At 48.7% G+C, this 22,720-nt stretch carries 15 protein-coding genes; 7 read left to right on the plus strand and 8 right to left on the minus strand.

Features of this window, described 5'->3' with window-relative positions:
• Nucleotides 1-51 precede the first annotated feature (51 nt).
• The 3 genes from GO755_RS01400 to GO755_RS01410 all read right to left on the minus strand — a co-directional run bounded on the left by GO755_RS01400 (nucleotide 52) and on the right by GO755_RS01410 (nucleotide 6,992).
• Entirely contained in the window at nucleotides 52-2,274 is a 2,223-nt protein-coding gene (locus GO755_RS01400) for a ligand-binding sensor domain-containing protein (protein ID WP_157582780.1), read from the minus strand.
• Nucleotides 2,275-2,353: 79 nt separating this feature from the next.
• Complete coding sequence (locus GO755_RS01405) at nucleotides 2,354-4,582, minus strand: hypothetical protein (RefSeq protein WP_157582781.1); 2,229 nt, start codon at nucleotides 4,580-4,582, stop codon at nucleotides 2,354-2,356.
• A 49-nt stretch (nucleotides 4,583-4,631) separates the two neighbouring features.
• Nucleotides 4,632-6,992 (minus strand): ligand-binding sensor domain-containing protein, encoded by a 2,361-nt coding sequence (locus GO755_RS01410; RefSeq protein WP_227686825.1) that lies wholly within the window; start codon nucleotides 6,990-6,992, stop codon nucleotides 4,632-4,634.
• 584 nt (nucleotides 6,993-7,576) lie between these two features.
• On the opposite strand from GO755_RS01410, the gene GO755_RS01415 reads away from it, so the two are divergent.
• The 7 genes from GO755_RS01415 (at nucleotide 7,577) to GO755_RS01445 (ending at nucleotide 16,907) form a co-directional block, all read left to right on the plus strand.
• Nucleotides 7,577-8,113, plus strand: coding sequence for an RNA polymerase sigma factor (locus tag GO755_RS01415; protein ID WP_157582782.1), 537 nt, complete (start codon nucleotides 7,577-7,579; stop codon nucleotides 8,111-8,113).
• 76 nt (nucleotides 8,114-8,189) lie between these two features.
• Nucleotides 8,190-8,408 carry a hypothetical protein gene (locus GO755_RS01420; RefSeq protein ID WP_157582783.1) on the plus strand — a complete coding sequence of 73 codons (219 nt, stop codon included), beginning with the start codon at nucleotides 8,190-8,192 and terminating at the stop codon, nucleotides 8,406-8,408.
• Between the two features lie 65 nt (nucleotides 8,409-8,473).
• On the plus strand, nucleotides 8,474-11,887 hold the full coding sequence (locus GO755_RS01425; RefSeq protein WP_157582784.1) for a SusC/RagA family TonB-linked outer membrane protein: 3,414 nt from the start codon (nucleotides 8,474-8,476) through the stop codon (nucleotides 11,885-11,887).
• A 22-nt stretch (nucleotides 11,888-11,909) separates the two neighbouring features.
• On the plus strand, nucleotides 11,910-13,553 hold the full coding sequence (locus GO755_RS01430) for a SusD/RagB family nutrient-binding outer membrane lipoprotein (RefSeq protein ID WP_157582785.1): 1,644 nt from the start codon (nucleotides 11,910-11,912) through the stop codon (nucleotides 13,551-13,553).
• A gap of 157 nt (nucleotides 13,554-13,710) precedes the next feature.
• Complete coding sequence (locus tag GO755_RS01435) at nucleotides 13,711-14,979, plus strand: hypothetical protein (protein ID WP_157582786.1); 1,269 nt, start codon at nucleotides 13,711-13,713, stop codon at nucleotides 14,977-14,979.
• Between the two features lie 20 nt (nucleotides 14,980-14,999).
• A complete protein-coding gene (locus GO755_RS01440; RefSeq protein ID WP_157582787.1) occupies nucleotides 15,000-16,373 on the plus strand; it encodes a PhoPQ-activated pathogenicity-related family protein in 1,374 nt (457 codons plus the stop codon).
• Nucleotides 16,374-16,601: 228 nt separating this feature from the next.
• Nucleotides 16,602-16,907 (plus strand): plasmid stabilization protein, encoded by a 306-nt coding sequence (locus GO755_RS01445; RefSeq protein WP_157582788.1) that lies wholly within the window; start codon nucleotides 16,602-16,604, stop codon nucleotides 16,905-16,907.
• Between the two features lie 72 nt (nucleotides 16,908-16,979).
• Here GO755_RS01445 and GO755_RS01450 read toward each other — a convergent pair whose 3' ends face one another.
• The 5 genes from GO755_RS01450 to GO755_RS01470 form a co-directional block, all read right to left on the minus strand.
• Entirely contained in the window at nucleotides 16,980-18,161 is a 1,182-nt protein-coding gene (locus tag GO755_RS01450; protein ID WP_157582789.1) for an amine oxidase, read from the minus strand.
• 43 nt (nucleotides 18,162-18,204) lie between these two features.
• Entirely contained in the window at nucleotides 18,205-18,975 is a 771-nt protein-coding gene (locus GO755_RS01455; protein ID WP_157582790.1) for an alpha/beta fold hydrolase, read from the minus strand.
• 119 nt (nucleotides 18,976-19,094) lie between these two features.
• Complete coding sequence (locus tag GO755_RS01460) at nucleotides 19,095-20,426, minus strand: family 1 glycosylhydrolase (protein ID WP_157582791.1); 1,332 nt, start codon at nucleotides 20,424-20,426, stop codon at nucleotides 19,095-19,097.
• Between the two features lie 64 nt (nucleotides 20,427-20,490).
• The gene (locus tag GO755_RS01465) at nucleotides 20,491-22,068 is read right to left on the minus strand and encodes a GMC family oxidoreductase (RefSeq protein ID WP_157582792.1); all 1,578 of its coding nucleotides are present in this window, start codon (nucleotides 22,066-22,068) and stop codon (nucleotides 20,491-20,493) included.
• The gene (locus tag GO755_RS01470) at nucleotides 22,065-22,715 is read right to left on the minus strand and encodes a gluconate 2-dehydrogenase subunit 3 family protein (RefSeq protein ID WP_157582793.1); all 651 of its coding nucleotides are present in this window, start codon (nucleotides 22,713-22,715) and stop codon (nucleotides 22,065-22,067) included. Before GO755_RS01470 ends, GO755_RS01465 begins: the two co-directional genes overlap by 4 nt.
• Between the last annotated feature and the right edge of the window lie 5 nt (nucleotides 22,716-22,720).

Consider the following 22,720-nt stretch of genomic DNA (forward strand, 5'->3'; position numbering starts at 1 on the left):
CGGCTCAGCCGAAAGGTCTAAACTTTCGGGAAGTTAATCAAGCGATGCCCTTTACTTTCCCGTCGGTCCGCTAATTGCGCCCAGATATCGCCCCATCCAATAGGGTAGCAAAAATGAATCACCAGCGCTTAACTCGCTGACAACTTTGGTTGGGCGGTCAAGCTTGAACAGGTTACGATTGTGCTTAAGTTCAGGGCGTTCGTCAGGTGGCAATACCTCTTTGGTCGTTTGTCCCCGGAAGTTTTCGGGAATTAGCTCAATGTCTTTCCGGTGGCTGTTCACGATGGGCCACTCGATCATGTCCAGCGGAAATTCCTGCAAATACCAGACAGTTTCAGGTAAATCGAAGGTTTTAGCGCCGGTCATGGCGTAGCAGAGATTCCAGAGGCCATCTTTTTCGGGCCGTTCAGTCTGCCAGTGGTCTCGGATGGCTTCACGGTATTTCTCTTTCAGTTCGGGCGTAAACGCGTAGCGATATAGGGGCCAATACGCCAGAAAGTACATTTCATCGTCGGAGTGATTCCAGCCTTCGGAGAGCATTTTAGCCCAGTCGTCCGAACCGGCTGGCGCTTTCCCGATTTCACTCATGGGCCGCATCAGGTTTTCTAGATAACCGTGTTTCTGCATCAACTCATAGGCTTTCTCCTTATAAATGGGCTTCTTCGTAAAGTGATACGCGGCTTGCAGAAAGGCAATGATGTTGGATGAGTTGATTTTTCGATCCCCTACATTCGTCGGAAAACCATTCACATAAGTCGGATTCCATTTGCCCCAGAGTGTGGGTTTGCCATCGAAGTCGATCAGGTACCAATCGTTCTTTATGATGTTGGTCATTAACTCGTCAATCAGCGTAATGGCTCGTTTTTTTACGTCGCCGTCCATCAGTTCAGCCATGAGGGTGAGCGTAAACATCTGGCCCACCGTCTGGTCGCTGCTGGTTGTTCCGCGCCAATCCCATTCCGGATCATTGGCATGCGTCCAGCCATTAGTCAGCCCGCCATCCCAGGCTTTGGCAACAAAATTATGATAACCCCGGCGCTCGTAACCCCTTGCAAAATAGCCATTCATGTTCGTGATCGTGAACAATCGCTCCATGGCTGCAAACGATTCGAGGCAGTTTTGGAGGGCTACTTTATCGCCCGTTACCTTGTATCGGAAAAGCTGACTGACCAGGTACATCGACGTCCATAGGTTGTCGCTATCGTGCTGGTCCATTTGAAAGGTGGATAAATCACCGTTTTGAATCCGTGAAACGTCGCAATTGAACCCGTAACGGATATGCCGTTGTCGTACCTGTTTTTCGTATTGTAGCGCTTTTTCATGCAAGGTCATCGCATCGAAATGAATCTCACTCAGTCCTTTGTTTGTCAGAATCAAAACCGTTTTATCGTCCCCCTCCGAGATCGCGGTTACCTGATTGCCCGGCAGCCAGCGTTCGCCATAGTAATAGTTGAACTTGCCGTCTTTTCGCAACATGAACGCGCCAATCGTGGAACCAAACCAGAGGTTGCCCTGCACTGCGCGAATGGTAGTCAAATCGGGGCAGGGGAGTTTTTTCTGAAGGCTACCGATAGGTTTATTCGTACTGGCATCGAGCGTCAGATAGCCATCATTCGTACCCAGAAAAACTTTATTCTGGTCGATGTCGAAGCAGGTAAGATCAGGATGTTGAAAAACGGTTGTCAACTTTTTTGCGCCTACATCAAGGACGCTCAACGAGTGATTTCCCAATAGCCAGAACCGTTTTTTCGCTGCTTCATACCGAATGTCTTTCACCTGATCCTGCGCCAACGCACCTTCCCAAACAACCGACGATTCGGTAACAACTTTCAGGTGCGTACCATCCGAAACCAGAAACGTAAATCCCGAACCAGCGCAAAACAGTTTTGCACCGGGCATGGTATGTTTATCGAACAACTTGCCTGCCCAGGCATTGCTGAAAATGGCCGTATCATCAAGGTAAACGAACTGGTTTTCATACAACCCTAATCCCACAATTTTTCGATCAGCAGTTGGGCGATACGAACGGTCTGCTTCCAGGGTTCCGGGATATTGAAACTGTCCTGAGCGAGGATGTAATAAGCCTTTCGATGATAAAATCTGAATCACCCCATTCCGGTCGGTAGCAACGTTTTGCAGTTGAATCGTACTGTCTTTAGTGTAATATTTGATGCTATAGTCCTGTAGATAAGGTACATCGCGATAGGGGGTGATTTGGCCCACTAAGGGATTGGCAAACAGGATCACCAAGAGAGCCGTGCAAAATGGTTTCATGTGTTTTGTAACAGTTTATACGCTCACCGATATGTAGTAACTGTGGTGTCAGGTTCTTCAACCCGACACCACGATGCCATCATTTTCCAGCTGGAGCACTGATGACACCCAGATAACGACCCATCCAGTAAGGGAGGAGCCAGATGTCACCAGCACTGTGTTCGGAGGTGCCGCTGTTGCCTTTGGAACGATCCAGGGTGAACGTATTGCTGTTGTGTCGCTGAATGGGGCTTTCGTCGGGAGGAAGCACTTCTTTGGTTGTTTGTCCCCGGAAGTTTGGAGCAAGTGTGTCAATGTCTTTCCGGTGGCTGTTCATAATCGACCAGTCGATCATATCGAGCGGATACTGCTGCAAATACCAGATAGCTTCGGGCAGGTCGAAATTCTTGGTTCCGGTGAGAGCGGTGAAAATGTTCCAGGCACCGTCTTTTTCCGGGCGCTCAACTTCCCAATGGTCAATAATGGCCTTTTTGTACTTTGCCTTTAAGGCATCATCGAACGCATAACGGTATAATCCCCAATAACCAACAAAGTACATTTCATCGTCGGAATGATTCCAGCCGTCCGACATGTGTTTACTATGCTCATCAGCATCGGCTGGGGCCTTCCCAATGATGCTCATGGGGCGCATCAGGTTTTCCAGATAGCCGTGTTTCTGCATCAGTTCGAGAGCCTTCTTTTTGTATTTTTCCTTTTTTGTAAAGTGATATGCTGTCTGTAGCATAGCCACAATGTTGGACGAATTCAGCTTTCGGTCGCCCACGTTGATGGGAAAATTATTCACGTATTCTGGATTCCATTTGCCCCACATCGTTGGCTTCCCATCAAAATCAATCAAGTATAAATCGTGCGACAAAATATGACTCATAACCGTATCAATGAGCGTGATGGACCGGCGTTGCAGGTTCTTGTCATCGACTAGTTCGGCCATGGCTCCGAAAACGAAAATATGGCCAATAATTTCGTCGCTACTGGTCGTGGATTTCCAGTCCCAGCCGGGCTGTTGCGAATGTTGCCAACGTTCTGAATCATGTAACTGTTTGATATATCCCGCTCGCTCGAAGGATCGCGCCGGAAAGCCCGGTACCGGATTGATGGTGTACAATCGCTCCATCGCATCGAGCGATTCACGGCAGTTTTGCAGGGCATCTTTATCTTTGGTAACGGCGTAGCGAAAAACCTCTCCAGCCAGATACATTGACGTCCAAAGGCCATCGTTGTCAGAATCAGACAGATAGCCGGTAGCCAGATTGCCCTTTTGCATGCGATCGAGTGAGGCATTGAACCCGTTCCGAATGTGACGAGCCCGAACCTGATCGTCAAAAAAAACGGCTTTGTCGTGGAGCGTCATCGACTTGAAACAGATTTTGCCCAAACCTTCGGTCGTTAGAATCAGTATGGAGTTTTTTGGGCCTTCAGCAATCGCCGTCACCTGATTGCCGGGTAACCAGCGCTCACCGTTGTAATAATCGTATTTACCATCGGGGCGTAGTGAAAAAGCGCCTTTGGTTGTACCAAACCAGAGTTTACCGGCTACGTCGACCACTGCCGTAATTTCCGTCCAGGGGAGTTTACGATGAATAGCGCCGATTTGTTTTTTGCTAACAACATCGAGCTCTAGATAGCCGTCATTAGTGCCGATAATTGCCTTCTTAGTCGTCAGCGCAAATGCCGTAAATCCCGCGCCATCGAGCACCTTTGTGAGCTTAAAATCTACCCCCGAAAGCGTATAGACAGACTTTTTGCCGAGTATCCAGAAGGCATTGCCTGCGGGCTGAAAATGGGCCGCAATCACCTCATCAGCTGGGAATGATCCTTTCCAAAGTACTTTACCATCCTTGACAACATGCAGAGCGCTTCCATCGGAAACAAGAAACGTTAGCGCAGGCGTCCCGGCAAAAATTCGAGCTTGTGGGAGCTGGTGTTCATCGTACAGTTTTCCCGCCCAGGCATTGCTCAACACGGCCTTCTGGTCGAGGTAAACGATCTGCTGACCATAGGAGCCAATTGCCTGAAGTTTCATATCCTTGAGCGGTCGATTGGTCTGATCAGGTACGAGCGTGCCGGGGTGCAAAAAATCGCCATCGGCGGTACGAAGTAGCCCTTCTGATGAAATCACCTGAATCACACCATTTCGGTCACTAGCTACGCCCGTAAGGTTGATGCCTGACTTGTCGAAATAGTATTTGACACTGTAGTCCTGCAGGAAAGGCTTGTCCTGAAAGACCGCCTGAGCCTTTAGTTTCTGACTCCCCAGAACGAGGAAAGTGAGAAAACAATAGGCTAATCGTGTATAATTGATGCGCATGGTACTGAATGGAACAGGTTGTAAATTCGGTTATTTCACTTGCTTACGTCTATTTCTTATCCTCAATCATACCCAGATAGCGGCCCATCCAGTAGGGAAGGAGCCAGAAAACGGGCTCGCGTTCAATGTCGGGCTGGCCATTTACGGCAGCCCATGGGTTTTTATCCCAGCGGACAACGGTACGTATACTAGCCGGAGGTAGCTCATTAACCTGAAGCTCATCCAGCACAGGCGTTCGCACAATGGACACATCTTCGCGTTTGGTATGATCGACTGTCCAGTTAATTAAGTCAAGGGGTGTATCGACTAAAAAGTCGATAGAGGGCACTAATTCGACCTTTTTGTCGCGGGAATAGCAGTATAGGAAATTGATAAGTGGGTTTTTGTCGGCCTTGCGCTGTGCCAGCCACTTATCCATATGACTCTCGTAGAAAGATCGGATTTCAGGATCTTTCTCACAGCGAACCAGAATTGGATAGATGTAGGCCGCCAGCATGACATCGAAGTAAATGAACCAGGCTGGGTTCTGCTGATCAATTTTCGCCATATTATCCAGATAGCCTTCCTTGTCAATGAGCCGTCGGTAGTGCTGTTCATAAATAGGCTTGCCCGTTACGTAATAGGCCAGCTTTAGAAACGCCAGCAACTCCATTGAATTCTGGTTTCGGTCGGGTGCCCAATCTGGATCACGGTTCAGTCGATTGGGCGACCAGACTCCCCATCGAGTGTGTTTTTCATCGATGTCTGTGAGTGAAAAATCGTTGGCAATCAGATGATCGACTATACGCGCAACGTGTTTTCGGATAACGACTTTTTCCGCTTCGTCGGCTACGAGTTCATAGTAAACATAGTAGCCCATCATGTGGCCGCAGAGTTCATCACTACTCGTATCGCCTTTCCAGAGCCATTTGCCATCGGCCGATTTTCGCCAGCGAATTTCCACGGCTTTAAAGCGAGGCTCTTTTACGAGTTCGTCGGCGCGTTCGCGTGGAGTAAATGTGCGATTCCCGTCGTCAACGCGAGTCCAGGTGGCGGGCACAATGGTTCGGGCAAAAAATCCATCGGTTCCCGTCACTTCCTGAAGCAGTTTTAAAAAGTCGAACGCTTTTTTTGCCTTGGCTTTTGCGTCGGGACTTTTTGTCGCTGCATACCGGAAGCACTCCATAGCCAGATAGTTCGCCGTGTACTCCCCGTCGTTATCATCATCGTCTGACTCCCAGGTGGTTACGTCTCCCGGAATCGGTAAACGGCATTGACCGGCAATCCACGGACTACGGATATGCCGCTTCATGAGCACATCGTAGAAGTAATCCTGCTTTTGCGCCAGCGTCATGGGTCGACGTTTAATCGCACTTACTCCTTTAGTGGTGGCGACCCAGGCGTTTCCCTCGGCGTCGAAGGCAATGTCGTTTACGTGATCATCCAGCAACCACCGGCGGCTAAACCGCAGGGAATGACTGCCATCAGGACGATACCGGACGACACCCGTTTCGGTGCCTACCCACATACTGCCATTAGGTGCCCGTTCGACGCAGGTGGCAAAAACCGACGGCATACCTTGTGCTGGCTGAATAACTTGTTTGGGTTTTTCCTGCTGCAAAACGGTTACGCCACCCAAACCTGCAACCCACAGATTATGAGTTGAATCGAACGCAATACCTTTTGCCGAAGCGCTCAATAGCTCATCTGTTTTTTGAAAAAGAGTCGTGGCCTGATCTGTAACGTGATAAAGCCCGACATCGGTGGCTACCCACAAACCACCCTGATTATCCGACAACGCATTCCGAATGGCGTGAGGTAGTGTATAGTTCTTTTTTTGCGTGCCTTTCTCATTGATGAGCCAGGCCCCCTGTGGTCCCAATGCATATACACCTTCTTGGGCGGCTGTCACTGCAGCAATAGGCGCTTCGAGACCAGCTACCTGGTCAAAAATGTGGTTTTTATAACGATAGAGACCATTCCAGGCACCAACCCAAACGGTCGATTGTGCATCGATGGCTACCGAAAAAGAAGGCCCCTGTTCGGTAGGTGGCAGCATGGACGTCCATTCATGCTGATCCGCTTTTTTTGAAAATATACCCGATCCTGTAGCAATCCAGACCACCCCCTGACGGTCTACCGCAATACTGCGAACCTCATTCGTTTTGTCATCCTGACCCACCGGATAAGGCTCATGGTATTCCTGCTCAAAAGGCGTATCGATGTAGGTCGTTACCGATGCGTTGTTTTGATCTGACTGAGTACCAGGAGCACAAGTCCAGAGAAAAAGGCCAATCCCACCAATGCATATGCATTGCCATAGTTTCGAGATTTTCTGAAGCCATACGCCATATCTCCAAGATATGGCGTATGGCTTCAGAAAATCTCGAAAATGTCGATACAAATTCAGCTGGAATCGTGGGGGCATCATTTATTGGCGTTCTCCTGATATACTCCCTGGCTAATGTATCGTACTATTCGATGAACAGTAATTTCCAGACCAATGGATAGTGGAGAACAACTAAAAGGCGTGTTAACTCAAGGTTAAGGGCCTTTCGGGCAATCTATGCTGGTTTTCGTAAATGGCTGATAGTGTGTTAGTCGCAATCGTACTGTCTTCCGGAAGATTACCCCTGAATGAAATTTGAATGATTTGCGCAAATTGAAGGCAATTTTACGCAAGAAGCGAAAATAAAATGAAATAGGCGGTTCTATATTTGTTGCGGCTGCACAACCTAGGCCAAATATTATTTTGAATAAATCATCTTCATAGAGTGATTAATAACTGACTTTATCGGTTCGCGAAAAATCATTCTGTTTGGTTAATCCAAAATCCTATTCTGTGATTTTCTGGATTTGTTTATAAAAATTTTGCGATTAGTTCAATTTTAATGTTTTCTGATGATCTGAGCGGTGAATAGCTGACTGTATCTGATTAAACAATCTGCTTTTGTGCGTGCTGATTTTTAGCCTTCTTTTTTGTACCCGAATTTCCACCTTAACTTCTCAATACTCATGTCTTGTCTCACCGAAACTATTATTCACCAAGCTATTCAGGGTGATAAGGCGGCTTTTGCTAAAGTGTATCAGCACTATCGGACACCCGCACTCAAGTTTAGCATCTCGCTCCTAAAGGATAAAGAGGAGGCCGAGAATATGGTGCATGATGTATTTATAAAGATCTGGGAGAAACGAGCCCTCATTAATCCAGAGCTAAACTTCAGTTCTTATCTGTTCACCTGCCTGCGTAATATGATATTCGATTACCTGAAACAGGTGGAAAAGAGCCAGCTGCTTCGGCAGCGGTACATGGAGCGCATGGATCGCACCACCGAAGAAGATCAGGAAGACCTGGAAACCCGGTGCATACTCCTCCACAAAGCTATTAATGCGCTATCTGAAAAACGTAAGCTGATTCTACTGCTCAACATAGAAGGCGGAAAATCCTATCAGGAAATAGCGGAGTCATTACGGATTTCAAAAAATACCGTTAAAAACCAGCTTGTAAAGGCAAAACAGCTTTTGCGGGAACGGGTAGACCTCGCTAGCTAAATAAAATCCGCATAGAAGAGTAGCCTTTTTTTCTGCCTTGCCAGTAGTATCTGTAAACTGCCTAAACACAAAGGTAATGGCAAGGCAAGGCGCTACACACCTGATTGAGCAATTAATCCGCAGCAACCTGTCGAAAGAAGAGTTGGATGAATTTCTGGCTGGCTTGCATAGGCCAGAAGACAGACAAGCCTATTCTGACCTGTTGGAAGCTTACTTTATTGAATTATTGAATCAACACGAACAGCAACCTGAATCTGATAAACACGGAGTAGAAACGCGACCACCGACTCCATGAACGTGTAATTTCCTACTAATTAACCTCTGTATTTAATTTATTGAACCTCACATAACTGAACACGCATGAAACCAATTTCTACTTTTCAGTTGACTCTAAGGCATTCTCTGGCCGTTGCCATACTGGTCGGACTATGCTCTTTGCACGCGCTGGCCAAAGGCTTCCCTCAACGAAATCCGGCCAAAACCATAACGGGAACGGTTACATTAGCCACGAACAATCAGCCAATTGCTGGAGCTAATATCTTGATTAAAGGTACACAAATTGGATCGGTTACGGATCAAAAGGGTAACTATTCGATTTCTGTAAATAGTAATACGGCGGTTCTTGTGTTCTCCTTTATCGGGCATAAAACACAGGAAGTTGTCGTTGGTAATCAGTCGGTTATTAATGTTGAACTGGTTGAAAATAACGAGGTTCTCGGCGAAGTCGTTGTTACCGCTCTGGGTATCAAGCGGGAGGCTCGCTCGCTGGGTTACTCAGTTGGCGAAGTACAGGGGAAAGACATAAGCCGGGTAGCGCAGGAAAACGTACTGAACTCACTGGCAGGCCGCGTAGCGGGTGTTCAGATTAGCTCGACAGGGCCTTCAGGTTCGTCAGTGAGCATGATTATCCGGGGTGCTAAATCGCTGAATACCGACAACCAGCCTTTGTTTGTGGTTGATGGTGTTCCGGTGAACAACTCGCTGAACAATGTAAGCCAGATTGGTAGCGACAACCGCGTCGATTATGGGAACGCCATTTCGGACATTAACCCCGATGATGTTGAGAACATCTCCATCCTGAAAGGACCCAGCGCGGCTGCTTTATACGGTTCGCGGGCGGGTAACGGTGTAGTGCTGATTACGACAAAAAGTGGCTCGAAATCACAGAAAATGACGGTTTCGCTGACATCCAATACCGTATTCGATCAGCCTTACAAGTACCTGAAAATGGGGAGCCATTTTGCTACGGGGATTCTTCCGTTTACGCCAGACAATAACCCGTATCCAGGTGGAATTCTGCAAATTGACGAAAGTTCATCGGGTGGTGTTGGTCCTGAGCTGGACAAAGGCTATAACGCCATTCAGTGGAATAGCCCTGTTGGATCGGATGGGAAGCAAATCCCAACTCCACTCGTTTCGCACCCAAACAACGTCCGGGATTTTGTTAGAACGGGCATTACGAGTACAAACGGCGTATCGATTTCGAATAATTCGGACAAAATCACGTACCGGCTTTCGTATTCCAATATGAGCAGCCGGGGTATTGTACCCAATTCCGATCTGTTCAAAAACACGCTGGCCATCAATACAACCGTACGCGTTAGTAGTAAACTGACGCTGAGCACCAACCTGGATTTCAGCCGAAACAACTCAAACAATCGGCCCGCTGGCGAACGGGGAACGAACCCATTACAATGGGCGTATGCCGTAGGGTCGCACATCGACATCAATGACCTGCGTAATTATTGGGTACCAGGCAAAGAAGGTCTACAACAGAAGTCCCAAAGTATTGGTAACTACAACAACCCGTGGTTCCTGGCTTACGAAGTGAACAATGGCTATGTGCGGGATCGGTTATTTGGCAACATGCGGGCCGAATGGCAGATTACGCCCGAGATCAAATTGATGGGCCGCTATGCACTCGATACGTATAATGAGCAACGGGAAACGAAAATCGCCAGTAGCTATACCGGCGAACCCAATGGGGCTTATGGTCTGATTAACCTGAAACGCTACGAACGCAACGCCGACTTCCTGGCTACCTATACCAAACGATTCAATGCATTGAGTGTAGTTGTATCGGCAGGGGGCAACAACCGCTATTCGCAGTCGACAGATATGAGCACCAGTAGCAAAAGTGGTGCAGGACTGGTTATTCCAGGTTTGTTTACCATTCAGAATATCGCGCCAAACAACATACAGTACAGTAATTACCTGTACAAAAAGGCGATCTACAGCGCATATGCCACGGCCAATCTGGGTTTCAAAGACATGATTTACTTAGACTTGACCGCTCGTAATGACTGGTCAAGTACGTTGCCGGTCGACAATCGCTCGTATTTCTATCCATCAGCTTCGTTGAGTGTATTGGTCAATGAAATGTTCCACATGCCGAATACAGTCGATATGTTCAAGATTCGGGCTGGGGTAGCGCAGGTAGGTAATGACGCCAATCCGTACAGTCTCTATCCTACGCTGGGTGATGCCGGTGCCTGGAATGGCGTAACGCGTCTGACGAAATCGAATAGCATTCTGCTGCCGAACCTGAAGCCAGAAATTGCTACCTCTTACGAAGTGGGTATCGACTACAACATGTTCCGCAACCGGCTCCGGTTTTCGGGAACGTATTATATGTCAGACAACCGAAACCAGATTCTGCCCTCGCAAATTGCCCCATCGTCTGGTTTTACAACCAAAAACATCAACGCTGGTCTGCTCGAAAGCCGCGGTGTTGAACTCTCGCTGGGCGGAACAATCGTCGATAAAGGTGGTCTGCGTTGGGATCTGACAACCAATTTCACCAAGAATACAACGCGCATTAAAGAACTGGCCGAAGGCATACCATATTACACGCTATGGACTGATGCGAAGGGTGGTGCCTGGACTTATGTTGGCGATAAAGTTGGGGACATCTATGATGCCGCGGTGATTACCGTAACCGATCCGAAATCGCAATACTATGGTTATCCTATTCTGGACAACGATGGTTCATGGCAGAGTACGAGTGCAACTAACACGAAGAACAAAATCGGAAACTTCAACCCGAACTTCATGCTGGGTGCACAGAGCTCAATTTCGTACAAAGGTTTCACACTCAATTTCTCCCTCGATTGGCGCTCTGGTGGTGATTTCGTATCGCAGACGTACCGATATATGGAGTCGGATCTGCGTTCGCAGCGGTTCCTAGATAATTTGATCAACCCCGGTAGCCGGTCGGGTGATGAGCTACGTAACTGGCTGGTCGCGAATCAGGATGAGTACATCAAAATTCACGGCAACTTCTTCCCGATTGTGGGTGGTCCAACGTCAGCCTATGGCGGGTATCCATTTGAATTTGGCGGAAAAACCTATGCGTATGGCGTATTCAATCCAGGGGTTATTGCCCAGTATGATTCGCAGGGTAACATAACTGGTTACACCGAAAACCTGGGTGGAGCGGGTACCAAAATCATCCCTTACGGTGATAACTACCCCTGGAGCTTTACACGGGCGGCTACCTTCGATGCCTCATTCATTAAACTTCGGGAGGTTTCGCTGGGCTACGATATACCGGCGAAATTCGTTAAGTCGATTGGTATACAGAGTGCTACGTTCTCGGTATATAGCCGCAACATTATTCTGTGGACAGCAGCCAAAATCAACGTCGATCCTGAAATGGCCTTCCAGCCACAGGCGAGCCCACAAGCTGGTACGCAGTTTAAGCAGGGTATTGAGCGCTACAACGTAACTCCCTGGACTATTCCGGTTGGGTTCAAACTTGGCCTTACGTTCTAAGAACTTCCTAACGCATTCGACCATGAAAAATATACTAAAAAAGAGCACTATCTGTCTGGTTCTGTTTGTGGCTTTCCTATTCTCCTGTAAAGACCTGAGCCAGTTGAACATAAACCCAAACGGGGTTCAGCCCGAAACAGTGAACCCAAACCTGATCATGCCTACCGTGCTGACAGAAACCGCAAAGGCGTACGTCAACCTGGGTTTTCAGGATATTGCCGGAGTTGTACAGCACACCCAGAAAGACGCCTGGTTTAGCAGTCATAACGACTACGACTGGGGTGGCGATCAGAGCTGGACTGCCTATTATGATCTGCTTCGCAACAATGACTTGCTTTATCAACGGGCAGTTACGCTGAATATGGAATTCCAACAGGGCGTGGCGTTGGTGATGAAGTCGATGATCTTCGGTCTGATTACTGACTTGTGGGGAGACGCTCCTTATACGAGCGCACTGAAGGGAGAACTTGGTGGTGTAGATAACATTGCTCCGAAATATGACGGTCAGGATGTGATCTATGCTGGTATTATTGCTGATCTGGATAAAGCAAGCACCCTACTCTCGAAGCCTAAAGCGTCTTATAGCAGTATCGTGGAAAGTGCGGATATGTATTACGCTGGTGATCCAACCAAATGGCAGAAACTGGCCAACTCGCTCAAGCTTCGGTACTACATGCGTATTTCGGCTAAACAACCCGATGTGGCTAAAGCAGGGATTGAAAAAATCGTAGCGAATCCTACGCAATATCCCATCATCGACGACGCTTCTGCCGATGCGACGATGGCCTTTGCTGGTAATAATTCGGGCGATGCCTGGCCATCAAATGCGGTGTTTGATGTTAGTGGCAGCAACTATCGCCGGATAAAAATGTGCTCTACGCTACTCAAACCCATGCAGGCAACCAGCGATCCACGTTTGGCACTTTGGGCTAAAAAAGTAGAGATTCCATTGGCTGTTGATGCAACGCTACCAGCTGGTACGGACAAAATTGTAAACGGCGTTCGTTACTTATCGCCTGATAAAGTTGGAACGACTCAAATTGATACCGACCCAAATTACGTTGGTTTGCCTCCGAGTGTGTCCCAGCTTCCTTCTGGCTATAACTTCAATCCAACACCGGGCCAAACATCGGTTAATCCGCACGTTTCGTACCTGAACGAAATTTACATGCAGGCTAAAGGAACGCTACTGAAAGCCCGTTTGGTATCGGCAGCTGAAGTGCGGTTCATTCTAGCCGAAGCGGCTCAGAAAGGTTGGGCTGCCGGCGATGCGAAAACGCAGTACGAAGCAGGTGTCAAAGCCTCGTTAACGGCCTGGGGGTTGGCCAGTAGCTATACTGCCTTCATTGCCCAGAAAGGTGTTGTCTACGATGGTACTCTATCGCAACTCATCGGTCAAAAATGGATTGCCAGCTGGACGAGTGCTACCGAAGCCTGGTTCGATTATCGCCGGACGGGTTTGCCTGCCTTAGCTGCAGGTTATGCGGCCAAGCGGAAAGCACTTCCTGTGCGTTTTTATTACATGCGGGATGAGCTGAATCTGAACAAAACCAATTCGGCAGCGGCTATGGACAAGCTGGAAATAACGGCCAACTCGCAATCTGACGGTAAAAACAGTGCCTGGTCGAAACCATGGTTAGTTCAGGGCACCGGTAAACCCTGGTAATTGAGAATTTATGTGTGTGATAAATGCCTAATAGCGCAAGGCCCTTGCCTTGTGCTATTATTAACCGGCCTCTGGCCGAATAGACAAAAATGGGTTTATTCGGCCAGAGGTCAACTTATAATAAGCACACAGTTAGCGTATTGTGTAGATTGTCAATATGAAAAAACTCCTTATTACGCTTGCCGTTTTATGGCTGAGCCTACCTGCTTTAGCACAGGATTTCAAAGCGGGAGCGGCTGTCAGGCTCATTACGCCTAATCCGTTATTACCAGTTTCCGGGGGAATTGGTACACCTAAAAAAGCGGTCGAGAAAAAAGGAGAGTTGTTTGTCAGGGCCAGTGTCTTTGAAAAAGGAGGAACCCGTATTGCCATCGTCAGTGTCGATAATCTGGGCTGGCCATCGGTACTGGGCAATAAATCTAGGGCGCTCATCAAGGGAATTCCGCCCGAAAATATTCTGATTGGTTGTACGCATACCCATAGTGGACCCGACGCTTACGGTTTTCCAAACGAGAAGGGAGAGTCATTTGCAGACCTTCCTTATTTAGACAAATGCGTACAGGCTATGGCCGACGCCGTCAATGAAGCTGTTACGAAATTGGCTCCGGCTTCTCTGAAAATTGCCGTTGGTGACGCCAAAGGGCAAATTGCCTACAACTATTACGCCCCCGAATTATACGATCCGCGCTGCGGAGTTATTCAAGCCATTGCCACAACGGGAACCAATGCAGGCAAACCCATTGTGACACTCATTAACTACGCTATTCACCCAGAGGTAATTGGCTCAGGTCGGGGTATTCTTAGCCCTGATTTGTGTGGTCCACTCTGTGATCGAGTTGAATCGAAAGTGGGTGGAATCGCTATGTTTATGAATGGAGCTCAAGGCGGTATGGTAACGGCTGATAACCGGCGGGAAAATGCCAAAGAAGCGAATACCTGGGAAGAATGCATTCGAATCGGGGAGTTGCTGGCCGATGAAGCGTTGCGCATTGTAAGTCCTGCCGAAGCGCAAACGAATCCCACGCTTTTCTGTACGGCTAAAAATGTCACGTTCCCGATTGAGTCGGAAGTGATGAAATACATCGTTAAGAACTCACCGCTGAATTATAAAGTAGCGCCTGGCGATAAAGTTGTAGCACAGGTAAACCTGCTCAACATTGGTAGCGCGCAGGTCCTGACTATTCCGGGCGAAGCCTTACCAAATATTGGATATTATATCAAGCGACACATGCACGCCAAAGTCCCGTTGTTGTTTGGTTTGACGAACGACGCTTTTGGGTACATGCTCACCAAAGTAGATTTCAACAGTTTTAAGCGCTATGACTACGTTAGCCGCACGAGTCTTGGCGAAAACACCGCTGAAATTTACATGGATGAAGCCCTGAAGTTAGTTGCAGAGTCTCCGAAAGCGGATGGGTATAAATAGACTTTAACCCCAATACACCAATGAAATCCTATTTTTTGAAAACGCTTGCCCTGTTTGGCCTCATCAGTGTCAGTACGCTTTTTTCGTTCAATCCCCCAAATCCGGCAGATGGTATAACGCCAGCAACAGCGCTGGATAGTTATCTGCACAATGGCGATCAGACATTTAAATGGGAGGTGAAAGACACCTATACATACGGCGACATTACGGCTTATGAGGTACTACTGACTTCCCAAAAATGGCGGGAACATATCTGGAAACACCAGCTGACAGTGATGGTGCCGAATGAAATCAAGTACGATGGTGCGCTGTTGTTTATTACCGGCGGTTCGGTTAAAGACGGCGAGCCAAACTGGAACAAACGGGAGGATGGCTTTAACCGGGCAATCAGTACGTTGGCGACGAAAAACAAGGCCATTGTCGCTGTGCTTCGGCAAACGCCCAATCAACCCTTATACGATAACCTCACCGAAGATGCTCTGATCTCGTATACATTGCATCAGTTCAAAAAAGACGGCGACTACTCATGGCCGCTGCTTTTTCCGATGGTGAAAAGTGCCGTTCGGGCGATGGATGCCATGCAGGCATTGGCCAAAGAAAAGGTTAATAAAGACATCAATCGCTTTGTGGTGTCGGGAGCCTCCAAGCGGGGTTGGACCACCTGGCTGACAGGGGCGAGTGATAAGCGGGTCGCTGCCATTGCCCCGATGGTTATTGATATTCTGAACATGCCTGTCAATCTGGACTATCAAATGAAGGTCTGGAATAAGTATAGCGAACAGATTGACGATTATGTAAAAATCGGTATCCCGCAGAGCGCTCATACGAAAGAGGGCGCTGCCATCAATGAAATGATTGATCCGTATTCGTACCGGAAAAAGTTAACCATGCCCAAAATGTTGTTTATGGGTACCAATGATGAGTACTGGACTGTCGATGCCGTGAAGCATTACATTGGACAGATTCCGGGCGAGAATTTCATTCATTACGTGCCCAACGTCGGGCATGACCTGGGCGATAAACGACAGGCGTTAGAAGGGCTAAATGCCTTCTTCGGAAACACGCTGGCCAAGCTGCCTTACCCGGCTTGCCAATGGAGCGTGTCGACAACCAAGAAAGGCGTAGACGTTACCGTAAAAACGACGTCTGACAAATTGGAAGATGTTACGGTCTGGTCGGCAAACTCGACGGATATGATTTTTCAGAACGAAAAATGGGAAGGTAAGAGCCTGGGAATTAAAAACAAAGCAACTGTTTCGGTAACGGACATGTATCCGGCATCCGGCTATCGGGCGTTCTATATCGATCTAAAATATAAAGCACCCTCAGGCGGTACCTACACCGAAAGTACCCGAATGTTTGTGACCGATAATGACGAAATTTTCCTGAAATAAACAGGGTTTAAACGCAGCGGGGCGGAGAATACAGAGTTAGATCAACAACTCTCTGTGTTCTCCGCCCCGCTGCGTTTAGTATACAAATAACCTGCAATCTGGGCTATCTCGAAGCCCCACTTCCTCACAATTTTGCCTGTTGAGCTGGTCATTTTAAGCTTGTTAGAGTTGACTGATAGGGTGGCCGCAAGGGCTTTCCTATTGCCTAAAACTAAACCAACTACAACAATGCCACAAGGAGACAAATCTGCTTATACCGATAAGCAACAGCGCCAGGCTGAGTATATTGAGGAGAGTTATGAAGACCGTGGCGTATCTAAGGAAGAAGCCGAGCGCCGAGCCTGGGCAACGGTAAATAAGGTATCAGGTGGTGGTAAGAAGAGTGGTTCAGGCCGCGGCCATGCCGAAAATAAGGAGTCTTATCACAAAGGAGGCCAGAAAGGGGGGGCAGCTTCGGCTTCACGCTCGGCCGAAGAACGTTCGGAGTCAGCAAAAAAAGCGGCTGCTACGCGGAAGAAACATGCAGAAAGTTGATGGTTTTGATTGGTTGATGGTCAGACATACGCCATTTCTTGGAGAAATGGCGTATGTCTGACCATCAACCAATCAACCAATAATCGGCAGTTTGACCAGGCTATCCGTAACGACAGTTTGCGCCTTTAGGAGCGCCTGGGCATAGCGCTCATTCAGCACCCGGCCGGGCGGATTCATTGAAAGGTCGGCATCCCAAAGCCCCGAATGATGCCAGCGATCAAGATGATCCCAATCGGGCCGATCAATGATTGGATAGATGCAGGCCCCCCAGAGTGGTACGTCCGCTTCAAGAACAGCCCTACACTCGCGGCCTATCATATCTGCCCAGACTGGCCGATCAATGCCCGGATGACTGGTTTCGGTTAAGGCAATAGGCTTTTTGTAACGGTGCCAGGCTTTCATCAGCAACCGCCGAAGGGGAACCCAGCGCGGGTCAGGAACCCGGTCATTCCAGCCTAGAAATATGCTTGTTTTGTTAATCCACTGATTGTTATAGTAGTAATTAAAGCCCAGAATGTCGAGGTAGTTGGGAGAGCCGCCTAATTCAGGAGCGATCTTACCAGCCAGCATATCGACGGATTGAAACTGATTTTCGTCGGCAATGGCTGCGTCTATAATTTGCCGTTCGGTGGCGTTGACGGGCGGTACTATCTGAACCAGTGGTTCGGTCGTTAGAATGCGAATGGTCGGGTCAATCTCACGCATAGCGGCCACGCCTTCAATATAGGCCCGCATAAGACCGAGTTTAACTTCCCATCCCTGCCTGACGCAATAGGGCGATGTACCTTTGACATCGCCACCCAACCAGGCAATGAAACTAACTTCGTTGATGGGAGTAACAATGAGTACATCGTCGGGGTAACGGTCGCGGTAAAATCGGACAAAAGCGCGACAGAGTGCCGCAAATCGGCGGGCGAACATCGGGTGTAAGGGCGTCAGATCATCGGGATACCCAAAATGACAAAGATCCCAGACCTGCTGAATGCCCTGTCGTTTCCCAACAGTAAGCATTTGCTCCACCATGCTCCAGTCATACTGGTACGCTTTTTTTTCAACCTGACTCCACCGGATTCCTTCCCGAACGGTACGAATAGAGAATGGGCTAAGCTGCTGGTAATCTGACTCTATTAATTGCAGGTGACCTGTTTTGGATAATAAATCAACTCGATTTCCGAAACAGTTGAGCTGATCAGTACATTCATAACCTGCCCACCAGAAAGATTGAAATGGATTGTTGGATAAAGATTTCGCCATAGTCTTTATCTAACCACGAAAGCTTAGGTATTTGTTCAGTAGGCTACCCCGCGATCTTTCGCTGTATAAACGCAACGACATCGTCAGGCGTTTCCCAAGGCAATAAGTGACCCGCGTTATCGACCGTATCGAGCGTCGCTGTTTTTAGATAGGGTAAGGTCATGGTTGATTGAACATCGGGCAGAATCGCTTTATCGGCAGTACCAACGAGAATCGCTACTGGACTGCCGATTTTGCTCATCTGACCTGAAATGTCTTCTTTACTACCCAGTAGGAGCCAGGATTTCCAGGCCACATCAGCCGTACGAAGATTATCAGCAATGATTTGTTCTTTTACTTCTTTGGAAAGTGGCCTGGCTGTGATTTTGGCAAACGTCTGTTCTGCCGCATCCCGTTGACCGTGATTGTCAAGCATTTCGGTTCGGTCAGCATCAGAAATGGGTTCTGGAACAGGTGGAGAGGGTGATAGTAAAATCAGTGACTGAAGTCCCGCAGGTTGCTGACTGGCCAGCGCCAGTGCAACTTTTCCCCCCATTGAATGACCAACCACAACGAAATCCTGAACGTCCATTGTTTTAAGTACTTCCAGGACATCATCCGCCATGTTATACACCGAATAGCCCGTTGCTGGCGCTTCGGAATCCCCATGCCCGCGAAGGTCAATGGCCAGACAACGATATTGACCTGCGAGCTGACTCATAACGGCTTGCCATTCCAAAACAGACCCTCCGAAATAATGCAGAAATACCAGCGTGAGCGGACCGTTCCCTAACTCAAGGACGTTGAGTCGAGTGTTGTTGATGGAGTAATGCATGCTGTATGAAGTTAACCTCACCCCTAGCCCCTCTCCTAAAACAGGAGAGGGGTGAAAAAAGGCTAGTTCTGTTCCCCTCTCCTGTTTTAGGAGAGGGGCCGGGGGTGAGGTGAATTTAGTTACGTCGCTACTTTCAATCTCGCCGGGCGATTTGTGATCTCAAGCATCTCGGCATGCGGCACAATCGTAATTTGACCAAACTCCTTTAGTAATGTTTTATACGTTTCGGCCACTGGGCGCGGCTTGCGATTTAGATCATAGAGACCGCAGGCGTTGACGTTGTTGTTAATTTCCTTTAGTTGGCTGTCCCAATCCATCTGATCGATCAAACTATACCAGGTAAAGCCCAGCACCGGTATTCCGTCCCGACGCATCCGCATAATGCTCACCCATTGTTTCATGAGCCAGATTGGCGCCAGATCGGCCTCAAATACATTGGTTTCCGTGTGCATGACCGGCATTCGATACCGCTCATAGTAGTCTTTGGTTATTTCATACCAGCCCAGGACATCCATCGATGTTTGAATAGAGCCGTCGGGTAGTTTTATTCGTTCGTTACGACCATAATAGTCATTGCCCATCACCTGATAACCCGGCGGTTTTCCTGCCATGAACCAGTTGTACTCTTCACGCGTCAGGCCGTTATCCATCATATACATGGCTACCGTTGCCGAAGGTGGATTGGCATAGAGTAAATCCAGCGACAGAAAACGAAGCTCGTTTTCCAGGGCAACGCCTGGCGAAGGGGTTGCACAAAGTTCATGTGTGTATTCGGCACTTTCGCTTTGTACAATCACGCAATCATTTCGGCGTTTGGCGATCTCATGATTTCCCATGATACTGGCGGCCACGCAGTGTTTGAGAGCCGTGACAAAGCCTTTGTCAGTTTTGAGTTGCTCATTCCAGGCCCCTTCTTTTCCGCTCAGACGGGCTGTCACGTAGATCTCGTTGACGGGCGTATAGTAGCGTACCCATGGGTATCGTTCAGCCACGGCTCCGGCGTATTCGGCAAAATGAACGGGTAAGTCTGGGTTTTGGTAGTCGCCAATCCAATCGGGTACTCCGAAATGCATCAGGTCCAGAATGGGTGTGATCTTAAGTCGTTTCAATTCGGCCATGGCTTCGTCGGCGAAACTCCAATCGAATTTTCCCGGTCCCTGATGGATGCTATAGTAAGGAAGCCCATATCGTAGTACGTTCAACCCCATCTCCTTTACCAAACCAAGATCTTCTTTCATGTAGTCGTAATGACCACATTCCCGAAGTAAATCCCGACGAACTTTGCCGTTCTGAATGGTTGGATACGAGCATTCAATACCTGTAGCGAACAGGAAATTCCCGGAATTGCCATCCGGTAATCCACTGCCATCGTTTCCTGAAGCACCGCCGAATTCGTCGCCAGCGTAATTACCGTCGCCAAATTGCTTTTTTATTCTGTCTAAAAATCCCATAAATATTAATGAGTGAAAGAATGGAAGAGTGAAAGAGCGAGTGTAGCGTAAGCGGTTGAGCAGTTTATTCGTGTTGCGGTCCGCTCTTTCGCTTTTTCACTCTTTCACTCATTAAAAACCGATCAGCGGTGCGGAGTGATAACGCCATGATTGTCAGGGCAGGATTGACGCTTAGTGCACTTGGAAAGGTTGAATTATCACTGATAAACAAATTCGGAATATCAAACGACTGCCCTTCGGCATTCACCACTGCTTTCGTCGGATCGTTTCCCATTCGGCAGGTGCCAATAACATGCGCATTTCGTGGGAAAGCCCAGACATTCTTAGCCCCGGCTGCGTCCCAGATAGCGCGCATAATTTTGTCGGCATGGTCAGTCATTCGTTTTTCGTTGTCTCCATTTGAGAAATATATACGTGGTTTGGGAAGCCCCCGAACGTCTTTCTCGTCGGCTAATTCCAGGTAATTATGTTTGTAGGGTAAACAGTCACCCAGAATGTTAATGCCTGCTACATGGTTATAAGCCAGCGCGGCCCGTTTCAACTCCTGACCCCAAAGGCCCCGCGCCCTTGCCATCTGCGAGATATACGTAAGCGGCATCACACCGATGGATTGAAGAAGATAACCCCCAGCGAAGTCAGCTTTTTCTGGTCGGTGTGTGTCTTCTGAAATCAAGGCGCCGGGAATGCCTTTATAAGGGCGAACATCGTCGTCAAATTCACCCCAAATCTGTAGCCCTGTGTGCGCCATCAGATTCCGTCCGATTTGTCCACTGCTATTCGCCAGATCATTCAGGAGGAGTAGCCGGGCTGTTTCAATGGTGCCCGCGCAGAGGAAGACAAACCGGCACCGCTGCCGTTCTTCCTGCCCATTGCGGATATAGATCACCTCCCGAATTCGACCGGCTGCATCCTGAACCAGTTGAGTAACAAAGCTTTCAGGTCGGATCTCAGCGCCATGATGCACAGCCAAGGGAATATAGGTTACGTCCATACTGGCTTTGGCGCCTATGGTACAACCCGCCTGACAAAATCCCCGATTAGCGCAGGCCGGCCGATGCCCTACACCTTCCTGGTAATACCCTGCCGACAAAGCCGCGTTGGCTGCTGCTGACGTTTTAATCCCGAGTTTTTTACAACCTCGTTCCATCAATTGTCCTGCTCCATTTATGGGCAATGGTCCTAGTGCATAGGCGCGTTTACGAGTAGGTCCCCAGGGATAGGGCGCTGGACCGGAAACCCCTAGAAACTGCTCAACTTCGTCGTAATAAGGCTCTAGTTGATCAAATCCGAAGGGCCAGTCTTCGCCCACGCCGAAGTCCGTGCGGAGTCGAAGGTCATCTGGTTGAGCTCTGGGCGTGTAGGCCGTATAATGTAACGTTGAGCCACCCACGCCTGTGCCGGAGTTGTTACTACCGAAAGGGAGCGGATCATTTCCGGCGCTCAGGCGTTCATCATTCCAGAATAATTTCTCCTGCGATTTTTCATCGGTCGCAAAGTCCGTGGCTGGATTCCAGTGTTTTCCCGCTTCGAGCGCAACGACCTTCAACCCCGCAGCAGCCAGGCGTGCCAATAAGGGCGCGCCACCAGCACCGGTGCCAATCACAACAGTGTCAATGGTTTCGGAAGTTGAGTAGTGTCTCATAAAAGCCAAGGTGCATGGAGCAGGGAGGGTTTGCCGAGTTCCGAGCCCCCTGCTTCCGTGCTTTGAGGTTCGCGGCCTTCCAATTCATTCAGCCCGATACGTTGCCAGGTCGGCACATCGGCCATACCGACGTAGCCAATCACTTCCTGAGCCAGCGGATGACTGTAATAAATGTGTGTAGCTTCGACCAGTAGTTCTTCAAAAAAGCGGCCTGCGGGCAGGTGTTCCCAGGTTTGGCCGGGCGCTACAGCTCGCTGAATATTCATAAGTACCTCATCCTGCTGATCATCCGAGAGTTGTTGAAACGGCTGTTTGAATAACAATTGAGCTGTCTCATCGACACCTGTGAGTCCCAATTTGTACGTATCACCATCTGGAGGCATAACATCGTAACGCCAGCCGTCAGATTCGTTTTGGGATAGCCGTTTGTCAATGCCTCCCGCGATGTCGATCTGAGCGTCACCAGGCTCCTGCGGAATCAATCGGTTACAGATGGTTTGTAGCAAGACAAATTCAGTCGCCGAGAAAAATTTTGGAGATTGGGGTGGTGCTGTTAATCGCTCAAGTAGTACCTGACGGGTTGCTTCTGTAACCTGATCGGTAGCGAGCAGCGCACGGACGGTGCCTTCGGGATAGTAGACGTGCATAAAGA

The organism is Spirosoma arboris (assembly GCF_009754945.1).
GTDB classification, from domain to species: domain Bacteria; phylum Bacteroidota; class Bacteroidia; order Cytophagales; family Spirosomataceae; genus Spirosoma; species Spirosoma arboris.